The sequence below is a fragment of the Burkholderia sp. BCC0044 genome, assembly GCF_902832955.1.
Classification (GTDB): Bacteria; Pseudomonadota; Gammaproteobacteria; order Burkholderiales; family Burkholderiaceae; genus Burkholderia.
In genome coordinates this window covers 1,153,014-1,165,733 of sequence record NZ_CADFDO010000001.1, presented here as the reverse complement: position 1 = coordinate 1,165,733, position 12,720 = coordinate 1,153,014, and the positions used below count along the sequence as shown (strand labels likewise).

14 protein-coding genes are annotated in these 12,720 nt (G+C 70.0%); 7 read left to right on the top strand and 7 right to left on the bottom strand.

Translation table 11 applies throughout. The features are described 5' to 3' along the window. Positions 1–264: 264 nt before the first annotated feature. Positions 265–1,176 carry a LysR family transcriptional regulator gene (locus HWX14_RS05155; protein ID WP_175881811.1) on the bottom strand — a complete coding sequence of 304 codons (912 nt, stop codon included), beginning with the start codon at positions 1,174–1,176 and terminating at the stop codon, positions 265–267. 160 nt (positions 1,177–1,336) lie between these two features. Here HWX14_RS05155 and HWX14_RS05150 point away from each other — a divergent pair, with 160 nt between their 5' ends. Then, the gene (locus HWX14_RS05150) at positions 1,337–2,257 is read left to right on the top strand and encodes a pyridoxal-phosphate dependent enzyme (RefSeq protein ID WP_175881810.1); all 921 of its coding nucleotides are present in this window, start codon (positions 1,337–1,339) and stop codon (positions 2,255–2,257) included. 252 nt (positions 2,258–2,509) lie between these two features. Here HWX14_RS05150 and HWX14_RS05145 read toward each other — a convergent pair whose 3' ends face one another. Both HWX14_RS05145 and HWX14_RS05140 read right to left on the bottom strand, forming a co-directional pair. Beyond that, positions 2,510–3,676: a DUF2242 domain-containing protein gene (locus tag HWX14_RS05145; protein ID WP_175881809.1), complete on the bottom strand. Its 1,167-nt coding sequence runs from the start codon at positions 3,674–3,676 to the stop codon at positions 2,510–2,512. Between the two features lie 116 nt (positions 3,677–3,792). Further along, the gene (locus HWX14_RS05140) at positions 3,793–4,686 is read right to left on the bottom strand and encodes a LysR family transcriptional regulator (RefSeq protein WP_175881808.1); all 894 of its coding nucleotides are present in this window, start codon (positions 4,684–4,686) and stop codon (positions 3,793–3,795) included. Between the two features lie 110 nt (positions 4,687–4,796). Here HWX14_RS05140 and HWX14_RS05135 point away from each other — a divergent pair, with 110 nt between their 5' ends. Both HWX14_RS05135 and HWX14_RS05130 read left to right on the top strand, forming a co-directional pair. Then, the gene (locus HWX14_RS05135) at positions 4,797–5,552 is read left to right on the top strand and encodes a TerC family protein (RefSeq protein ID WP_175881807.1); all 756 of its coding nucleotides are present in this window, start codon (positions 4,797–4,799) and stop codon (positions 5,550–5,552) included. A gap of 90 nt (positions 5,553–5,642) precedes the next feature. Next, complete coding sequence (locus HWX14_RS05130) at positions 5,643–5,945, top strand: zf-TFIIB domain-containing protein (RefSeq protein ID WP_175881806.1); 303 nt, start codon at positions 5,643–5,645, stop codon at positions 5,943–5,945. A 112-nt stretch (positions 5,946–6,057) separates the two neighbouring features. On the opposite strand, the gene HWX14_RS05125 is transcribed toward HWX14_RS05130, so the two are convergent. Next, positions 6,058–6,468: an Hsp20/alpha crystallin family protein gene (locus HWX14_RS05125; protein ID WP_175881805.1), complete on the bottom strand. Its 411-nt coding sequence runs from the start codon at positions 6,466–6,468 to the stop codon at positions 6,058–6,060. A 16-nt stretch (positions 6,469–6,484) separates the two neighbouring features. Further along, the gene (locus tag HWX14_RS05120) at positions 6,485–6,925 is read right to left on the bottom strand and encodes an Hsp20/alpha crystallin family protein (protein WP_175881804.1); all 441 of its coding nucleotides are present in this window, start codon (positions 6,923–6,925) and stop codon (positions 6,485–6,487) included. 247 nt (positions 6,926–7,172) lie between these two features. Between HWX14_RS05120 and HWX14_RS05115 the strand changes: the two genes are divergently transcribed. Further along, positions 7,173–8,090 (top strand): 3-hydroxyacyl-CoA dehydrogenase NAD-binding domain-containing protein, encoded by a 918-nt coding sequence (locus tag HWX14_RS05115; protein WP_175881803.1) that lies wholly within the window; start codon positions 7,173–7,175, stop codon positions 8,088–8,090. Positions 8,091–8,124: 34 nt separating this feature from the next. Here the strand turns inward: HWX14_RS05115 and HWX14_RS05110 are convergent, their stop codons facing one another. Then, positions 8,125–8,409 (bottom strand): DUF4148 domain-containing protein, encoded by a 285-nt coding sequence (locus HWX14_RS05110; protein ID WP_175881802.1) that lies wholly within the window; start codon positions 8,407–8,409, stop codon positions 8,125–8,127. A 172-nt stretch (positions 8,410–8,581) separates the two neighbouring features. After that, on the bottom strand, positions 8,582–9,430 hold the full coding sequence (locus HWX14_RS05105; RefSeq protein WP_124594917.1) for a LysR substrate-binding domain-containing protein: 849 nt from the start codon (positions 9,428–9,430) through the stop codon (positions 8,582–8,584). A 329-nt stretch (positions 9,431–9,759) separates the two neighbouring features. Here HWX14_RS05105 and madL point away from each other — a divergent pair, with 329 nt between their 5' ends. The 3 genes from madL (at position 9,760) to mdcA (ending at position 12,712) form a co-directional block, all read left to right on the top strand. Continuing rightward, positions 9,760–10,155, top strand: coding sequence for a malonate transporter subunit MadL (madL, locus tag HWX14_RS05100; protein ID WP_006485307.1), 396 nt, complete (start codon positions 9,760–9,762; stop codon positions 10,153–10,155). A gap of 11 nt (positions 10,156–10,166) precedes the next feature. Then, entirely contained in the window at positions 10,167–10,934 is a 768-nt protein-coding gene (madM, locus tag HWX14_RS05095) for a malonate transporter subunit MadM (RefSeq protein ID WP_027808885.1), read from the top strand. Positions 10,935–11,065: 131 nt separating this feature from the next. Then, positions 11,066–12,712, top strand: a complete 1,647-nt coding sequence (mdcA, locus tag HWX14_RS05090; protein WP_126360661.1) for a malonate decarboxylase subunit alpha — start codon at positions 11,066–11,068, stop codon at positions 12,710–12,712. Positions 12,713–12,720: the final 8 nt, after the last annotated feature.

Sequence of the window (12,720 nt, the reverse complement as noted above, 5' to 3'; positions counted from 1 at the left end):
CGAGGGGTGGATGCGCGCGCAGTATATTTCGGGCCAGGACGATTCGAATCGGCGTTAAACGGCCGTTTTTGGTGTCAATTTGAAAATAGCGGTGTCGTGGCGTCGGCCGTCGGCGTTCTGAAAGATTTTTCGGTGACGCGGTGGTGTCGTTTCGTGTGTAAAAGCAGCGAAAACGGCGAGATCGCGGAAAGGCGGTTCAGTCCGTCGGCCGGCGCTGCAAGTCGCATCGCCTGACCGCACGCCGATGCGTCCGGCGTCGTACGTTCAGCCCCGTTCGCCGGCCGCGTCGCGGACCGCCGCGAGAAACCGCGCGACGACGGGCGACGGGGCCGCCGCCGCGCCGTCGAACACGAACTCGATGTCGAAGCGGCTCGCGAGTTCGTCGAGCGCGACGAGCCGGACCGTGCGCGGGCAGGTCGGCGACGCGCTTTCCGGCACGAACGCGCAGCCCATGCCGGCCGCGACGAGGCCGATCAGCGTCGGGATGTCGCTGCCGACCTGCGCGATGCGCGGCGTGAAACCGGCCTGCTGGCACTGCGTCATCAGGAACCGGTGGTGCGCGGCGGAGCGCTGCGCATCGAACCAGACGAACGGCTCGTTCGCGACGTCGGCCAGCGTGCGCGGCGCGACGAAGCGGCCGCCCGGCGGCGCGGGCATCGCGAGCACGAAGCGGTCGCTCAGCAGCCGCACGCCCGTCAGGTGCGGCGCTTCCTCGCGACGCCACGCCATGATCCCGGCGTCGAGCTGGCCGCGCATCAGCGCGCTCGCCTGTTCGGCCGACAGCATCGGCGCGATCGACAGTTTCACGTCCGGGCACGCATCGCGAAACGCCTTGAGGACGTTCGCGACGACCGGCAACGGCAGGCAGTTCGGCAGCGCGCCGAGCCGCAGTTCGCCGAGTTGGCCGGCCGCGCTGCGCAACGCGCGCTCCCGGCTGTCCTGCAGCATCGCGAGCAGGCCGGTCGCATCGTGCAGAAAGCTCGTGCCGGCCGCCGTGAGCGTGACGCCCGTCGCGCGACGGATCAGCAGCGGCGTGCCGATCGCGTCCTCGAGCTCGCGGATCTGCCGCGACAGCGCGGGCTGCACGATGCCGGCCGCGCGGGCGCCGGCCATCACGCTGCCGGCCTCCGCGACGGCGACGAAGTAACGCAGGTGACGCAGTTCGATCTGGCGCATGCAGTGTCCGGTCGGATGAGTGGATATGCCTGCAAAGCATAGCAAACGCCATCCGATGGTATTGGAAAGCATGGCGGGCCTGCCGTACGATGACCGTCATTGCCGCATTCGCTCCGTCGCGAGTCGCGTGCGTTTCCTTCGTCCTCATCGCGTTCCTCCCATGCCGCTCCATATCCCGACCCCTTATATCCGCTCGCCGATCGCGTCCCGCCGGCTCGGCAGGACCATCCGGCTGAAGCTCGATGCGCTGCAGCCGTCGGGCTCGTTCAAGCTGCGCGGCATCGGCGCGGTCTGCGAGGCGCGCCATGCGGCCGGTGCGCGGCGGTTCGTGTCGTCGTCGGGCGGCAACGCGGGCATCGCGGTCGCGTACTGCGGCCGCGAGCTGGGCGTGCCGGTGCGCGTCGTCGTGCCGGAAAGCACCTCGGCCCGGGCGCGCGAGCTGATCCGCGTCGAAGGCGCGGAACTGGTCGTGCACGGCGCGAGCTGGGCCGAGGCGAATGCGTTCGCGCAGTCGGCGCTCGGCGAGCACGACGCGTTCGTGCATCCGTTCGACGACCGTGTGCTGTGGCAGGGCCACGCGACGATGATCGACGAGATGGCGGCGGCCGGCCCGAAGCCCGACGCGGTCGTGCTCGCGGTCGGCGGCGGCGGTCTGCTGTGCGGCGTGCTCGAAGGGCTGGCGCGCAACGGCTGGCACGACGTGCCGGTCGTCGCGGCCGAGACGGAAGGCGCCGACTGCTATGCGCGCTCGATCGCGCAGGGGCGTCCGGTCGAACTGGCGGCCATCGCGAGCATCGCGACGACGCTCGGCGCGAAGCGGCCATGCGACGCGGCGATCGAGTGGGCGATGCGCCACGCGATCCATCCGGTGGTCGTGTCCGATGCCGACGCGGTGGCTGCGTCGCTGCGGTTTCTCGACGAACACAGGATCGTCGTCGAACCGGCGTGCGGCGCGGCGCTGGCCGCGCTGGAGCGGCCGGTGCCGGTGCTCGCGTCGGCAGCGGACATCGCGGTGATCGTTTGCGGCGGCGTGACCACGACCGTCGAGCATCTGCAGACGCTGCGCGCGACGTTGCGGTAGGTGGGGGCGCAGGCGCGCGGCGCAGTTGCGAGACGCTGGGCCGCCTGCGATTTCCGCGTGCGGTGACGGCGGGGGACGGGGCGCGCAAGGCTGACCGTGACGCGTCGACGTTGTGTTGCCGTCAATCCCGCGCGGTCCTACACGGTCGGCGCACAGCCGGATGGGCGGGACGACTTCAGGGAATGATGCGGAAGGGCTGCGTACCGTCGCGCTGCGCGGCATGCGGCCGGGCGCGACGATACGGGAGCGCGATCAGTTCGCGGCGGTGGGTGCGCTCGCGCCGGACGGCGTGGAGGATGCGACCGGGTTGGCTGTAGCCGGCGCAGGCGATGCGCTCGACGGCGCCGATGCCGATGCGGGCGTCGATGCTGCTGACGAGGGCGCGGCGGATGACGGCGTGGCGGTGGCCGGCGCTGCTGCCGGAGCCGAAGCAGACGTGGGCGCGGGCGCGGAAACCGGTGCGGCCGTCGAACCGGAGGTCGACGAAGGCGCCGGCGCGGTTGCCGGACCGGAAACCGGCTTAGGCGCCGAAGCGGGAGCAGGCGCCGACGCAGGCGCCGGGCTGCCCGCCGAAGCCGGTGCAGGTGCAGACGCCGCCCCAGGTGCCGCGCCCGAAACCGCCCCCGACCCGGACGCCGCCGTCGGCGCGGCAGCGCGCATCGCGGCCGGCGCGGCGACGGCCGAGGCCGCGGCCGGCACGGCATTCGCGCCCGACCCGGGCGCGACACCCGGCGCCGAAAGCGGCACCGGCGCGGCCGGCGGCGTCGGCACGATCGGCGTCGTCATCTTCAGCGGTTCGCCCTGCGGCGTCGGCGCGGGTTCGGGCAGCGGAGCGACGGGCTCCTTCTCGGCGGCCTTCACGGTTGCGCGGTCGCGGCGCGCCGGGTCGATCTTCAGGAAATGGTCGACGAGCGTGAAGAAGCGCTCATAGAACACGCCGGCGGGAATCGTCTCGCTCGCGGTCTTGACGAGCGCGTCGTCGCTCGACCCGATCGGCAGCGACAGCGAGCCGAACACGCTCAAGCCCACGCTGGCGGACGTATTCGATTTCTTCAGCGTATAGCGGTCCTGCACGGCGTTCACGTACGCGATGCTCGACGCGCCGTCCGCCGTCGCGTCCGCGCACACGACGTGAAACTCGATCACGACGTGCATGTCGTTGCTCGGCTGGAAATTCTTGCTGCCGTCGACCGCGTCGTTGCGCGACGACGACACCACGTAGCCCTGGCTCAGCAGCGCGCGCCGCGCGGCCTCGCAGGCCGCGTCGGATTTCGAGTGGAACGTATGCGCATACGGGCTGCTGGTCGCGTCGAACTGTTCCTGCTGGTAGATCGGCTTGGGCGGCGACGAGCATGCCGCCAGCACGGTCGCGACCGCGAGCGCGCACGAAACGGAAAACAGGCGAAATCGGTTGTGCATGGCGTCTTTCAGAAGGCTCGGCGAGCGGCGGCGCAAGGGAGGTGCCCGGATGGGCGCGCGCGCACATCTCGTATGGCCGGGGCGACATTATAGTTTCGTTTGATGTCGCGCTCGCTTCAGTCGGCCGGCGCGCCGCGCGCCGCGGCCAGCAATTGCGACGTCAGCGGATGATGTTCGCCGCGCCGCGAGCGGATCGCGTGGATCTCCTCGGTCACGTCGCCCGCCCGCCCGAGCCGCCTGAGCCCGCGCAACAGCGACGCATCGTTCGCGCCGAGTTCGCTCAGCGGAAATACGCCGAGGCCGCGCGCCGCGAACACGGCCATCAGCGCGCTGTCCTCGAACTCGCCGGCCACGCGCGGCACGATCCGCTCGCTTTCCAGCCAGCGGTCGAGACGCGCGCGCAGCGCCGAATGCGCGGTCGGCAGCAGCACCGGCAGGTCGGCCAGGCACTGCGGAAAGCGCTGCCGCGCGGCCGGCGTGACGAGCGCCGCGGGCCCGTACCAGTCGACCGGCGACGCGACGAGCCGCTCGCTCGTCACGCGCAGGTTCGACCCGGACGGCGCGCCCTGGCCGGCCAGCACGAGATCCAGGTGATGCAGCGCGAGTTCCGCGAGCAGCGCGTCGTGCTCGCCCTCGTGGCACAGCAGCCGCAGCGTGGGCGTGTCGAGCACCGGGGCCAGGATCGCGTGCGCGGCGAGCTTGGAGATGCCGTCCGCGAGGCCGACCGCGAGCCGCACGGTCGGCTGGCTGGCCGCCGCGCGCACGTCGTCGGGGATCTGTCGCCCCATCTCGAAGATGATTTCCGCGCGTGCAAAGGCGGCCTGCCCGGCGTCGGTCATCGCGACGCCGCGCCCGGCCGGGCGCAGCAACTGGTGCCCGAGCGATTTCTCCAGCTCGCGCACCTGCGCGCTGATCGTCTGCACGGCCATGTCGAGCCGCTCGGCCGCCCGCGCGAAGCCGCCTTCCTTCACGACGACCCAGAAATAGTACAGATGGCGAAAATTCAGCATCGGAGTGCGATATATCGGAAAAACCGAACCTAAAGTCAGATTCTCGCTGATTTTTTCGAAGTGCGGAACCGCCTATCATCGGGCTTTCCACTTTCGTATCGGCCCATCCCATGGACTACCTGCTGACGCTTGCCGCCGACCCCGCCGTGTGGGCCGCGCTCCTGACGCTCGTCGTGATGGAAGTCGTGCTCGGCATCGACAACCTGATCTTCATCTCGATCCTCAGCAACAAGCTGCCCGAAGCGCAGCGCGCCCGCACGCAGCGCCTCGGCATCGCGCTCGCGCTGGTGATGCGCCTCGCGCTGCTCGGCAGCGTCGCGTGGATCGCGAGCCTGACCGAACCCGTGTTCACGCTGTTCGACCATGCGTTCTCGTGGCGCGACATGATCCTGCTGTCGGGCGGCCTGTTCCTCGTGTGGAAGGCGACCACCGAGATCCATCACCACGTGTCGCACGACGGCGACGGCGCGGGCGGGGCCGCCGGCGCGGCCGGCCTGACGATGTGGGCCGCGATCGGCCAGATCGTGATGCTCGACATCGTGTTCTCGATCGACAGCATCGTGACCGCGATCGGCATGACCGAGCACGTCCCGATCATGTTCGTCGCCGTGATCGTCGCCGTGTCCGTGATGCTGTTCGCCGCGCAGCCGCTCGCGCGCTTCATCGACCGCAACCCGACGATCGTGATGCTCGCGCTGTCGTTCCTGGTCGTGATCGGCATGACGCTGATCGCCGAAGGGTTCGGTTCGCACGTGCCGAAGGGCTATATCTACGCGGCGATGGCGTTCTCGGCGTTCGTCGAGGGCATGAACATGCTGGCGCGGCGCGCGAAGGCGAAGCGGGCGGCGCACGGCGCGCGCGACTGACGCGGCACGCGTGATGCCGGCCGCCGCGGCGGCCGGCTCGCGCACCTCATACGGAATCCGGATGAAATTCGCACGGAAAGGAGAAGCGCGATGAAATGTCCTGTCTGCAAGACGCCCGACCTGCTGATGGCCGAGCGCCAGTCGATCGAGATCGACTACTGTCCGACCTGTCGCGGCGTGTGGCTCGATCGCGGCGAACTCGACAAGCTGATCGCCCGCGAAACCGGTGACGCGCCGGCGCGCCGCGACGCCGCGCCGGCGCCGCACGATCCGCACGCGCCGCGCGGCCGCGACGACGGCTGGGGTCGCGACGGCCGCTCACACGACGCGCGTGACCGGCACGACGGCCGGCGTCGCAAGAAGTCGGTGTTCGACCTGTTCGATTTCGATTGAAGCGGCCGTCCGCGTGCCTGAGCGCGCGCGGTTCGATGCAAAAAAGCCCCGCCCGGCATCGCGCCGGGACGGGGCTTTTTCATGCGCGTCGCGTCAGGACACGCGTCGACCGTTACGCATTGCCGGCCGTCACGTCGATGCGGCGCGGGCGCGTTTCCTCGCGGCGCGGAATCGTCAGCGTCAGCACGCCGTCGCGCAGGTTCGCATCGATCCGCGACGTATCGAGATCGGCGCTCAGCACGAACGACCGTGCATAGCGCGTCGAACGGATTTCCGCGTGCCGCACGCGCAGGTCGGCCGGCGTGTCGATGTGCGTCGAGGCTTCGATCGTCAGCGTGTTGTCGTGCACCTTCACATCGAGATTGTCGCGCGGCACGCCGGGCAGGTCGGCCCGCAGCGTGACGCCGCGCGCGTCCTCGACGATGTCGACGGACGGGGTGATCGCGGGCCGGCGCGCGGCTTCGGCGGCGGCAGCGTGAACGGTGCTCGGGTGGCGTTCGGCCAGGGTCGGATTCGTGTTCATGTCGGTATCCTGAAGGTTACTGAATGGTGATCGCACGCGGCTTCGAGGCCTCGCGCCGGCCGACGCGAATCAGCAGGCAGCCGTTTTCGTAGCGGGCGCTGACCTGGTCGGGGTCCGCGTCGCGCGGCAGTTCGACCACGCGGCGGAACGCGCCGTGAAAGCGCTCCTGCGCATACGCGCGCACGTCGTCGCCGTCGGTGCGCGGCGTCGGTTTGCGCTCGCCGCTGATCGTCAGCAGATCCTTGTCGATCGACACGTCGAAGTCGGCCGCGGCCATGCCGGGCGCGAACGCGACGATCTCGATCGCATCGTCGGTGGCGCCGACGTTGAGTGCGGGAAACGCGCCGGCGCGCCCCGCACGGATGCCGGACGGGCGCTCGCCGAGCAGGCTCGCCATCTGCCGCTGCACGCGGGCGAATTCGTCGAACAAGTCGTAGCCGTGATGGATACCGCTCATGTTGGTCCTCCTGAACAGGGAACGCGGGAGACGTGACGGCGCGACGCCTGCGGCGGGCGCGACGGGTGGCTCCACGGGGTCGATAACGGGGGCGGTGCGTTGCATGCGGCACTGCCCGACGACGCTTAATTAGTGGCCGCCATCACGCATTTCAAGAGGGAATTTGCAATCCGCGTCGACGCCCGCGTGCGGGATTCGATGCGACAATCGCCGCGGCATATCCGCAGACCAACCACACGGGACAACCATGGACATTCGACGTATCGCGATCGTCGGCGCCGGCGTGATCGGCGCGAGCTGGGCCGCTTTCTACCTGATGCAGGGCTTCGACGTCGTCGCGACCGACCCGGCGCCGCAAGCCGACGCGCGGCTGCGTGACGCGCTGGCCGCGTTTCTCGGCGAGCGGGCTGCCGAGCTTGCCGCGCGACTGTCGTTCGACGCCGATCTCGTGCGCGCGCTGGACGGCGTCGACTTCGTGCAGGAGAACGGCCCGGAGCGACTCGACCTGAAGCGCGCGCTCTATCGCCAGATGGACGACGTGCTGCCCGCGCACGTGCCGATCGCGTCGAGCTCGTCGGGCCTGAAGATGTCCGAGATCCAGACCGCATGCGCGAAGCATCCGGAACGCTGCCTGATCGCGCATCCGTTCAATCCGCCGCACCTGATCCCGCTCGTCGAGCTGGTCGGCGGCGATGCGACCGGCCAGGACGTGATCGCACGCGTGAAGCAGTTCTACGATGCGCTCGGCAAGCAGACGATCGTGCTGAACAAGGAGATGACCGGCCACGTCGCGAACCGGCTCGCGGCCGCGTTGTTCCGCGAGGTGTATCACCTCGTCGGCGAAGGCGTCGTGAGCGTCGCCGATGCGGACAAGGCGGTCGCGTGGGGGCCCGGCCTGCGCTGGGGGCTGATGGGGCAGTGCCTGACCTATCACCTCGGCGGCGGCGCGGGCGGGATCGCGCATTTCCTCGAACACCTGTCGGGGCCGATCACGAGCTGGTGGGACGACCTCGGCACGCCGTCGTTCGATCCGGAAGTCGATCGCAAGCTGACCGACGAGTTGCGCGCGATCCAGGGCGAGCGCTCGATGCAGGAACTGGCGGCCGAGCGCGATCGGCTGCTCGTCGAATTGATCGACGCGCGGCGCCGCAGCTTCCTGCCCTGATCCTGATCCGGTCGTGCCGGCGCGGCGGCGCCGGTCATTGCTGCGACGTCGCCTGGCTGGCCGGCGGCACGTGGGCCAGCCACGCCGGGCTCGCGGCCTGCACGAGTTCGCGGTTGCGGGCACGCGTCGCGGCGTCCGGCGGGTAGTTGCCGTCGTTGGTCGGCAGTTGGCCGTCGAGATAGGCTTGCTTGAGCTGGTCGATGACTTCCGCGCGTGTCAGGCCCTGTGCGGGAGCCGACGCATCGTCGGTCTGGGCAAAGGCGGGGGACAGTAGCGCGGCTGCAGCGGTCGCGACGGCGAATCGCAGGACGTTCTTCATGGCGGGCTCCGATCAAGGGGACGGGTACCGGACGCGCGCGGCGATGCGCGGTGCGTTCGGATGGGCCCCATTGTCGCGAGCGGGTGCTGCGCGGACGATGACGCGTTCCGGGCAAAGCTGTCAGGTGCGGGTGCGGGTACCACCGCGCCCGCGTGCGGTGCGCGCCGTGCCGTTACAACTGGGCCGCCGCCGTGATCAGCGTGGCTTCGAGCGCGAGCGTCGAGCGCGACGCGGCCGCCGGGCGGTCGATCACGTATTCGAGTTCGCCGAGTTCCGGCAGCCCCGCGTCGAGCCGCGCGAGCCCGGCCGGGATCACGTAGCCGGCGAACGCGCTGACGCCGAGCCCCGCGCTCGCGGCCGCCCGCAGCACCGCGATGCTGCTGCTCACGACGGCGATCCGGTACGGCCGCCCGACGGCTTCGAGCGATTCGAGCACGCGGCGGCGCGACACGCTCGGCTCCGGATGCATCGCGAGCGGCAGCACGGCTTCGTGGCCGGTGATCCGCGAATCGGGGCCGGTGCACCAGTACAGCGGTTCGCTGCGGATCACGCGGCCGCGCCGGCTGCCGGCGATGCGCTTCGCGAACACGAGATCGTGCCGGCCCTCGTCGAGCGCGTCGAACAGGTCGCCCGACAGCCCGGTCGAGATCGCGAGCTCGACGTCCGGGTTGCGCTGCACGAAGCTCGCGAGCGCGGCCGTCAGGTGCGCCGACGCGAAATCCTCCGACATCGCGAGCCGCACCTTGCCCGACAGCGGCGGCCCGCAGACCGACGTGACGGCCTCGTCCATCAGTTCGAGGATGCGCACCGCGTAGCGGAACAGCGCGTCGCCGTGCTGCGACAGGTGCACGTTGCGCGTGTCGCGCTCGAACAGCGGCCGGTCGAGCAGCTCCTCGAGGCGGCGGATATGCTGGCTGACGGTCGACTGCGACAGGTTCACGCGCTCGGACGCGGCGGTGAAGCTGCCGGACTGGGCGACGGCGACGAAGCTGCGCAGCAACTCGGGCGGTAACGGACGCATTGCTAAATCCACTGAATCGGTTTCGACAACTTCATAAATGGCCGGATTTTGCGGCGCTAGTATCGGATCACGCGCCAGTGCGGCCTCCGCCAACGGGGGGCACCGGACGCGTAGCCCGTGTCGCGCCGCCGGCTGCATCGGTCAGTCTAAGCCATCCGGCGTCCGGCCCGAACCCGCGTCATCCCATCGACCCCGAGAACGCGCTCGCACGACGAGCCGCCGGGCCGCGGCGCCCCGCCGCAGGAGACAGACAGTCCGCCCGGGATCGGCGTGCGGGCCTGACTCCCGCGCGCGTCAGGCGCCCGTCACGAAGAGACTGGAGACGACTCATGATCATCTACGGAACCGCGCTGCTGGCGTTCTGCCACCTGGCCGGACTGTTTCTCGGCGACCTGCTCGGCAGTGCGATCGGCGTGAAGACCAACGTCGGCGGCGTCGGCATCGCGATGCTGCTGCTGATCTGCCTGCGCCTGTGGCTGCACCGGCGCGGCTGGCTGCCGAAGGAGACCGAGGCGGGCGTCGGTTTCTGGGGCGCGATGTATATCCCGGTCGTCGTCGCGATGGCCGCGAACCAGAACGTCGTCGCCGCGCTCAAGGGCGGGCCGGTCGCGCTGCTGGCCGCCGTCGGCGCGGTCGCGATCTGCGCATGCTGCATCGCGGTACTCGCGCGCACGGGGCGCGACGACACGGCCTTCGCGGGCGTGCCGCAATTCGAAGAACAATAACGGAGGCCGCCATGCTGCAGATGCTCGAAAAAACCGTCGCCCACAACGGGCTCGTCGCGTCGTTCGCGCTGGTCGGCCTGATCATGTGGCTGTCGTCGATCGCGTCGCGCAAGCTCACCTTCGGCCGCGTGCACGGCTCGGCGATCGCGATCGTCATCGGCCTCGTGCTCGCCTACGTCGGCGGCGCGTTCACCGGCGGCGAGAAGGGGCTCGCCGACGTCAAGCTGTTCGCCGGCATCGGCCTGATGGGCGGCGCGATGCTGCGCGATTTCGCGATCGTCGCGACCGCGTTCGAAGTGCAGCCGACCGAGGCGCGCAAGGCCGGGCTCGTCGGCGTCGTGTCGCTGCTGCTCGGCACCGTGCTGCCGTTCATCGTCGGCGCGTGCGTCGCGCGCGCGTTCGGCTATACCGACGCGGTCAGCATGACGACGATCGGCGCGGGCGCCGTCACCTATATCGTCGGGCCCGTCACGGGCGCGGCGATCGGCGCGAGCTCCGACGTGATCGCGCTCAGCATCGCGACGGGGCTCGTGAAGGCGATCATCGTGATGGTCGGCACGCCGGTCGCGGCCAACTTCATGGGCCTGAAAACGCCGCGCTCCGCGATGATCTTCGGCGGGCTGGCCGGCACCGTCAGCGGCGTGAGTGCGGGGCTCGCCGCGACCGACCGCCGGCTCGTGCCGTACGGCGCGCTGGTCGCGACGTTCCATACCGGCGTCGGCTGTCTGCTCGGGCCGTCGCTGCTGTTCTTCACGACGCGCGCGCTGGTCGGCGCGTAGGGCCATGCGACGCGGCCCGCAGGCGGGCCGCATCCATCGCGGCGTCCTCTGAGTCGCATTCTGCAACATCATCAATCGGCGGCGGCGCCAGGCTTAGAATGCCGCTGAACCCTCGAAGCGGAGAACTGTTCATGACCGGATGGAATCACGCGCGGCAGGCGCGCGATGCACGCCTCGCGGCCGGCGCGGCTTACGCGCAGGGCAAGCGGGTCGACGCGCGCGACACCGTCGCGTTGCTCGAAGCGGTGCTGCGGCCCGGCGATCGCGTGTGCCTCGAAGGCGACAACCAGAAGCAGGCCGATCTGCTCGCCACCGCACTCGCCGACGTCGACAGCGCGAAGATCCACGACCTGCACATGGTGCAGTCGGGCGTCGTGCTGCCCGAGCATCTCGACGTGTTCGAGCGCGGCATCGCGAAGCGCCTCGACTTCGCGTATTCGGGCCCGCAGTCGCAGCGCATCGCGAAGCTGCTGTTCGGCGGCAAGATCGCGCTTGGCGCGGTGCATACCTATCTCGAACTGTTCGCCCGTTACTTCATCGACCTCACGCCGCAGGTCGCGCTGATCGCGGCCGTGAGCGCCGATCGCGACGGCAATCTGTACACCGGCCCGAACACGGAGGACACGCCGACCGTCGTCGAAGCCACCGCGTTCAAGGACGGCATCGTGATCGCGCAGGTCGACCGCATCGTCGACAAGGTGCCGCGCGTCGACATCCCCGGCGACCGCGTGCATTTCGTCGTCGAGGCCGGCCGGCCGTTCTACGTCGAGCCGCTGTTCACGCGCGATCCGGCCGCGATCACCGAAACGCAGATTCTCACCGCGATGCTCGCGATCAAGGGCATCTACGAGCCGTACGGGATCAAGCGCCTGAACCACGGGATCGGCTTCAACACGGCCGCGATCGAACTGCTGCTGCCGACCTACGGCGCGAAGCTCGGGCTGAAGGGCAAGGTCTGCACGCACTGGGCGCTCAATCCGCACCCGACGCTGATTCCCGCGATCGAATCGGGCTGGGTCGAGCAGGTCCATTGCTTCGGCTCGGAAGTCGGGATGGACGACTACATCCGCGCGCGCTCCGACGTGTGGTTCACGGGCCCCGACGGGTCGCTGCGTTCGAACCGCGCGTTCTGCCAGACGGCCGGCCTCTATGCGTGCGACATGTTCATCGGCTCGACGCTGCAGATCGACCTGTCCGGCCATTCGTCGACGGTCACCGCCGAGCGCATCGCCGGCTTCGGCGGCGCGCCGAACATGGGCAGCGACGCGCGCGGGCGGCGCCATCCGAGCGAGCCGTGGCTGAAGGCCGGCGCGGAAGCCGACCCCGACACGCCGGCGGCGCTGCGGCGCGGCCGCAAGCTGGTCGTGCAGATCGGCGAGACGTTCGGCGACAAGAACGTGCCGATGTTCGTCGAGAAGCTCGACGCGCTGAAGCTCGCCGACAAGCTGCAGCTCGACCTCGCGCCGATCATGGTCTACGGCGACGACGTCACGCACATCGTCACCGAGGAGGGGATCGCGAACCTGCTGATGTGCCGCGACAAGGACGAACGCGAGCACGCGATCCGCGGCGTCGCCGGCTATACGGACGTCGGCCGCGGCCGCGACAAGAGGATGGTCGAGCGGCTGCGCGAGCGCGGCGTGATCCGCCGCCCGGAGGATCTCGGCATCGATCCGCTCGACGCCGATCGCCGCTGGCTCGCCGCGCGTTCGATCAAGGATCTCGTGCACTGGTCGGGCGGGCTCTATGCGCCGCCGGCCCGGTTCCGCAACTGGTGAGGAAGAGG

What these genes read in the sequence shown, in the direction of transcription:
- HWX14_RS05150 (WP_175881810.1), top strand. Translation starts at nt 1,337, where the DNA reads ATGCCGCTCCATATCCCGACCCCTTATATCCGCTCGCCGATCGCGTCC.
- HWX14_RS05105 (WP_124594917.1), bottom strand. Translation starts at nt 9,430, where the DNA reads ATGCGTCCGTTACCGCCCGAGTTGCTGCGCAGCTTCGTCGCCGTCGCC.
- mdcA (WP_126360661.1), top strand. Translation starts at nt 11,066, where the DNA reads ATGACCGGATGGAATCACGCGCGGCAGGCGCGCGATGCACGCCTCGCG.
- HWX14_RS05115 (WP_175881803.1), top strand. Translation starts at nt 7,173, where the DNA reads ATGGACATTCGACGTATCGCGATCGTCGGCGCCGGCGTGATCGGCGCG.
- madL (WP_006485307.1), top strand. Translation starts at nt 9,760, where the DNA reads ATGATCATCTACGGAACCGCGCTGCTGGCGTTCTGCCACCTGGCCGGA.
- HWX14_RS05155 (WP_175881811.1), bottom strand. Translation starts at nt 1,176, where the DNA reads ATGCGCCAGATCGAACTGCGTCACCTGCGTTACTTCGTCGCCGTCGCG.
- HWX14_RS05140 (WP_175881808.1), bottom strand. Translation starts at nt 4,686, where the DNA reads ATGCTGAATTTTCGCCATCTGTACTATTTCTGGGTCGTCGTGAAGGAA.
- HWX14_RS05110 (WP_175881802.1), bottom strand. Translation starts at nt 8,409, where the DNA reads ATGAAGAACGTCCTGCGATTCGCCGTCGCGACCGCTGCAGCCGCGCTA.
- HWX14_RS05130 (WP_175881806.1), top strand. Translation starts at nt 5,643, where the DNA reads ATGAAATGTCCTGTCTGCAAGACGCCCGACCTGCTGATGGCCGAGCGC.
- HWX14_RS05120 (WP_175881804.1), bottom strand. Translation starts at nt 6,925, where the DNA reads ATGAGCGGTATCCATCACGGCTACGACTTGTTCGACGAATTCGCCCGC.
- madM (WP_027808885.1), top strand. Translation starts at nt 10,167, where the DNA reads ATGCTGCAGATGCTCGAAAAAACCGTCGCCCACAACGGGCTCGTCGCG.
- HWX14_RS05145 (WP_175881809.1), bottom strand. Translation starts at nt 3,676, where the DNA reads ATGCACAACCGATTTCGCCTGTTTTCCGTTTCGTGCGCGCTCGCGGTC.
- HWX14_RS05135 (WP_175881807.1), top strand. Translation starts at nt 4,797, where the DNA reads ATGGACTACCTGCTGACGCTTGCCGCCGACCCCGCCGTGTGGGCCGCG.
- HWX14_RS05125 (WP_175881805.1), bottom strand. Translation starts at nt 6,468, where the DNA reads ATGAACACGAATCCGACCCTGGCCGAACGCCACCCGAGCACCGTTCAC.